Source organism: Nonomuraea sp. NPDC001684 (assembly GCF_053596515.1).
In genome coordinates this window covers 1-5,567 of sequence record NZ_JBSFGJ010000550.1, presented here as the reverse complement: position 1 = coordinate 5,567, position 5,567 = coordinate 1, and the positions used below count along the sequence as shown (strand labels likewise).

The 5,567-nt window shown below is 73.0% G+C and carries 5 protein-coding genes; all 5 read left to right on the top strand.

Features of this window, described 5'->3' with window-relative positions:
- A partial coding sequence (locus tag ACWCSD_RS46745) for a thioester reductase domain-containing protein (protein ID WP_449925294.1) occupies positions 1 to 2,727 on the top strand: 2,727 nt, incomplete at its 5' end.
- Positions 2,728 to 2,743: 16 nt separating this feature from the next.
- A complete protein-coding gene (locus ACWCSD_RS46740) occupies positions 2,744 to 3,727 on the top strand; it encodes an aldo/keto reductase (RefSeq protein ID WP_449925292.1) in 984 nt (327 codons plus the stop codon).
- A complete protein-coding gene (locus ACWCSD_RS46735; RefSeq protein ID WP_358298333.1) occupies positions 3,724 to 4,446 on the top strand; it encodes a sulfotransferase-like domain-containing protein in 723 nt (240 codons plus the stop codon). The genes ACWCSD_RS46740 and ACWCSD_RS46735 overlap by 4 nt, the downstream gene beginning before the upstream one ends.
- A 9-nt stretch (positions 4,447 to 4,455) precedes the next feature.
- Positions 4,456 to 5,295, top strand: a complete 840-nt coding sequence (locus tag ACWCSD_RS46730; RefSeq protein WP_358298335.1) for a family 3 encapsulin nanocompartment shell protein — start codon at positions 4,456 to 4,458, stop codon at positions 5,293 to 5,295.
- A gap of 37 nt (positions 5,296 to 5,332) precedes the next feature.
- Positions 5,333 to 5,567, top strand: a 235-nt coding sequence (locus tag ACWCSD_RS46725) for an AMP-binding protein (protein ID WP_449925287.1), incomplete at its 3' end; no start/stop codon positions are given.

Sequence of the window (5,567 nt, the reverse complement as noted above, 5' to 3'; positions counted from 1 at the left end):
GTCGAGCGCGTGCGCGACACGCTGGACGTGCTGCCGGACGGGCCGATCCTGTGCGCGGGCGGCGAGCCGCTGCCGCCGGGCGCGGCCGAGCGGGCGGTGATCGTCGGGATCGACACGATCGTCCCGACCGCCGAGCGCCCGGCGGTCGAGCTGGGCCCGGACGACCTGGCGTACGGCTACTTCACCTCCGGCACCACCGGCACCCCCAAGTGCGCGATGAACCGGCACGGCGGCCTGGCCAACCGGCTGCGCTTCATGACCCGCTACTTCGCCGCCACCGGCGACGACGTCGTGCTGCAGAACAGCAGGCACACCTCCGACTCCGCGCTGTGGCAGCTGTTCTGGCCGCTGACCACGGGCGGGCGCACGGTGCTGCCCGTGCAGGGCGACTTCCTCAACCTCCGGCACACCATCGACCTGATCGCCCGGTACGGCATCACCACCGCCGACTTCGTCTCCAGCGTCTTCAACGCCCTGGTCGCCATCGTGGACGGCGACGCCGCCGCCCTGCGCGCGCTGTCGTCCCTGCGCCGGCTCGTCGTCGGCAGCGAGGCGGTCAGCCCGCGCGCGGTGCACCGCCTGATGGCCCTGCTGCCCGGCCTCGACCTGACCAACGGCTACGGCCCCACCGAGGCGTCGATCGGGATGGTCTTCCACCGGGTGTCGGCGGTCGACGGCGACGCGGTCCCGCTGGGCCGCCCGATCGACAACTGCTACGCCGTCGTGGTGGACGACGATCTGCGTCCGGTCCCGCCCGGCACGACCGGCGAGATCGCGATCGGCGGCGCCTGCCTGGGCGCGGGCTACCTGGGCGACCCGGCCGCGACGGCCAGGGCGTTCGTCGGCAACCCGTTTCCGGACGAGATCCCGGGCGAGCGCCTCTACCTCACGGGCGACCTCGGCCACCTGGACGACGACGGCCGCCTGTTCTTCGCCGGCCGCAAGGACTTCCAGGTCAAGATCCACGGCGTGCGCATCGAGCTGGGCGAGATCGCCGCGGCGGCCCAGCGCTGCCCCGGCGTGCTGCAGGCCGAGGTGCTGGTGGCCGAGCAGGCGGGCGTCAAGGCGCTGGCGCTGTTCGCCTCCGGAAGGGGCCTGACCGAGGCCGCGCTGGCCGCCGAGCTGCGCCGCACGCTGCCGCGGACCAGCGTCCCCCGTTACTTCTTCCCGCTGGTCGAGATGCCGCTGCACGACAACGGCAAGGTGGACCGCGGCCGGCTCCAGGAGATCCTCGACGGCCGGCTGGCCGAGGACACCGCGCTGCTGGCCGAGAGCGCGCCGACCGCGTGCCTGGGCGACCAGGTGCTGCGGGCGATGCGCTCGGCGCTGGGCTGGCCCGGCCTGACCGCCGAGACGCACTTCGCCGAGTCGGGCGGCGACTCCATCCAGGCCCTGTCCGTCGTCCACATGATCACCGCCGAGACCGGCGTGCGCGTGGACGTCAAGGACCTGTACGACCACCCGACGGCCGGCGCGCTGGCCCGGCTGATCGAGCGGCGGCGGCAGGACCACGAGGCCATCGAGGAGGAGTCGGTGCTGATGGCGCGCGACTCCGTGGTGCCCGACGGGGAGCCCATCCGGCGGGCGTCCAGGCCGGAGCGGCTGCGCACGGTGCTGGTCACCGGGGGCACCGGGTTCGTCGGCAGCCGCCTGGTGCACGAGCTGCTGAGCCGCGGCGGGCTGCGGGTGTGCTGCCTGGCGCGGGCGGCCGACGACGAGGCGGCCACGGCCCGGGTCGTCGCGGCGCTCGCCGAGCGGGGGTTGTGGGAGCCGCGCTTCGCCGACCGGCTGGAGGGCTACGCGGGCGACCTGTCCTTACCCGGCCTCGGGCTGGACGGCTCCACCTGGGAGCATCTGGCCCGAGCCTGCGACCTGGTGCTGCACAACGGCGCGATGGTGAACTTCCTGTTCGACTACCGCGCCCACCGTCAGGCCAACGTGCGCGGCACGATCGAGCTGGTGCGGCTGGCGATGGCCCACCACCCGGTGCCGCTGCACTACGTCTCGACGCTGGGCGCCTTGCAGACGGAGGCGCTCCACAGGGGCGAGCGCGTCCCGGAGGACTGCGACCCGGCGCTGGCCAGGCCGCCGGGCGGCGGCTACAGCCGGTCGAAGTGGATCGCCGAGCGCTACCTGGCCGAGGCCCGGCGCCGGGGCGCGCTGGTGACCGTGCTGCGGCTGGGCGAGATCATGCCGAGCGCCGACAACGGCTATCCGAACCCGGTCGCCTTCACCCACCTGCTGCTGTCGGCGTTCGTGCGGCTCGGCGTGCGTCCGGACGTCGCCACGCGCACCGACTACACCCCGGTCGACTACGTCGCCGCGCGGGTCGGGGCGGCCGTGGCCGACCCCGAGGTCTGGGGCCGTACGCTGCACGTCTTCCGCGCCGAGAGCGTCCGCATCGACGACGTGCCGGCGCGGGCGGGCGTGCCGGTCACGCCGATCCCGTGCGGCGACTTCGCGCGGCTCGTGCGCGAGACCGGCCGGGCGAGCGGGGACCGCGAGCTGATCACGCTCGCCTCCCTGCTGCCCGCCGCGGCGGACGAGGAGGAGCTGCGCCGGGCGTTCGGCGGGCTGCTCACCGACAACCCCGCGCTGTTCCGCAAGGACGAGTGCCACAGGCTCGAACAGCGATGGCGGCTCGGCGAGGGCACCCTCGACGGCCCGATCGCCGCCTACCACGCCCGCCTGGCGGGCACGGCCGGGCAGCGGGTGCCCACCGGTTGATCAGGAAAGGTCAGGAATGCGCTACCGCAAGATGGGAAACCTCGGCTGGGAGGTCAGCGAGGTCGGCTACGGCATGTGGGGCATCGGCGGCGGCCCCGGCGGCTTCACCGGCTGGGACTACGACGTCGCCCCCCGCTGCCTCGACGAGGCCGTCGAACTGGGCTGCACCTTCTTCGACACCGCCTGGGTCTACGGCCGCGGCGTCAGCGAGCAGCTGCTCGGCGCGCTGCTGCGCCGCCACTCCGGCCACCGGCTGTACGTGGCCACGAAGATCCCGCCGAAGAACCGCGAATGGCCGCCGAAACCGGACGACACCCTCGACGACGCCTACCCCGCCGAGCACATCCGCGAGTACACCCACCGCAGCCTGGACAACCTGGGCGTCTCGCGCATCGACCTCATGCAGTTCCACACCTGGGAGGACCGCTGGGCCCGCGACGAGCGGTGGCAGGAGGCGATCAGGGACCTCAAGAGCGAGGGCCTGATCGACGCGGTCGGCATCAGCGTCAACCGGTGGGAGCCGGCCAACTGCCTCGCCGCGCTCGACACCGGCCTGATCGACGTCATCCAGGTGATCTACAACATCTTCGACCAGGCGCCCGAGGACGAGCTGTTCGACCGGGCGCTGCGCGACGGCGTGGGCATCATCGCCCGGGTGCCGTTCGACGAGGGCACCCTCACGGGCACCCTGACCGCGGACAGCACGTGGCCGGAGGAGGACTGGCGCAGCACGTACTTCGGGCCGGAGAACCTGGGGCCGAGCGTCGAGCGGGCCGAACGGCTCAAGGCGGCGCTCCCGGAGGGGCTCTCGCTGCCGGAGGTCGCGCTGCGGTTCGTGCTGCACCACCCGGCGGTCAGCACGGTGATCCCGGGGATGCGCAGGCCGGCGCACGTGCGGGCCAACCTCGGCGTCTCCGACGGGCGGCCGCTCGACCCTGACCTGCTGAGCGAGCTGCGGCGGCACCGCTGGGACCGGGTGCCGGCCTGGTGGTCGGGGTGAGCGGGCCGCTGGTCGCCATGTGGGCGCACTCGCGCTCGGCCTCGACGGCGTTCCTGCGCATGATGATCGAGCGGGGCGACGTGGCCGTCCTGCACGAGCCGTTCCTGGCACTGACCGAGGAGGGCTCGCTGACGCTGCCCGCGCCGGACGGCGGCGAGGTGACGGCCCGGTCGGAGAAGGACCTGCTGGTCCGGCTGGCCGAGCTGGCGCGGGCGCGGCCGGTGTTCGTCAAGGAGGTGCTCGACTACGAGTACCCGCACCTGTTCAAGCATCCGGAAGACCTGGCGGGGATCGTCCACACGTTCATCGTGCGCGACCCGCGGCCGACCATCGCCTCGCACTACGCGATCAAACCGGCGGTGACCTGCGACGAGATCGGCTACGAGCGGCTGTTCCTGCTGCACGAGCTGGTCCGGGAGGCGACCGGCCGGCGGCCGCTGGTGATCCGCACCGAACGGCTGATCCGCGAGCCGGCGGCGGTCGTCGAGGAGTTCTGCGCCTACACCGGCCTGCCCTTCCTGCCCGGCTCGCTCAGCTGGGCCGCCGGCGACCGCCCGGAGTGGGGGCGGACCCGCCGCTGGCACCTGGACGCGAGCGGCAGCGCCGGGTTCGAGGACCGCGGCAACGTCTACGCCGCCACCGTGGACAACCATCCGGCCCTGCGGGCCTTCTACGACCACCACCTCCCCTTCTACCAGCGCCTCGTCCAGGACGAATAGGGAGTATCCATGTCAGAGTCACCGGGCCGGCTGTTCGCGCGGGCCTACGCCGAGGACCCCGGCCACGCGGAAGTGACCTTCGACTACACCATCACCGAGGCGCACGAGCCGACCAAGGACCGCCCCCGCCTGACCGTGCGCAACCTGCTCAAGGTCGTCCCCGTCGAGGGCGACACGGCCCGGTTCTGGACGGAGTCGCCGCCCGGCGAGGAGGAGCGGCGGTCGGTGCGCGACTCGGACGTGCGCCGCGAGGCGGCCTTCAGGTTCGGCATGTCGGAGGCCAAGGTGCATCCGATCCGGGCGTGGGTGCAGATCCCCGACGGCCTGGCCGCCGACCCGGACGCGCTGGCCACCTTCCTCGACTACCGCCTGCTGGTCCGGCTGGCCACGGCCGAGAACCTGGCCCTGACCACCGCCCTGCTCGGCCATCCGGAGATCGCCCGCCTGCCGTACGACGACTACGTCCACGGCGTGCTGTCGGCCTGCGACGAGGTCGAGCAGTCGGGCGCGACCCCGCACGCGATGATCGTCAACCCGCGCGACTACTACCACCGGCTGATCGGCCGCGGCGGGCTGCTGGCCGAGCTGGCCGAGGGCAACGGCATGAAGGTCAGCCGCAACCGGTGGGTCGCCCCCGGTGACGCCCTGGTCGGCGACATCTCCGTGGCGGCCAGGCTGCTGGACGCGGGCCGCTCGGTGATCCGGGTGGCCGAGCCGCCGCCCGGCACGTTCGCCCGGCCGGGCGTGGCCGTCTGCGCGGAGGTGTACGAGGGCGTCGCGGTGCATCTGCCGGGGTTGTTCTACCTGGTCACCCCAGCCGGGGAAAACACCGTATTTCCCACTTCATAGCAATCGAGTAGAACGAGAACGACGAAAGGCGGTGACCGTGTCGGACACGAGCCAGGAATACCGGCGCAATGGTTGGTGGCGCGACGAGACCTTTCTGGACGACTTACGCCGCAACATGGCCACGTCCCCCGACAAGGCGGCACTGATCAGCCGGCGCGTCGCCGACGGTGTCACCGACGTCGTCACGTACGCCGAGCTGGGCGCGATGACCGACCGCATCGCGCACGGCCTGGTCCGGCTGGGCGTGCGGCCGGGCGACTTCGTCGCCATCC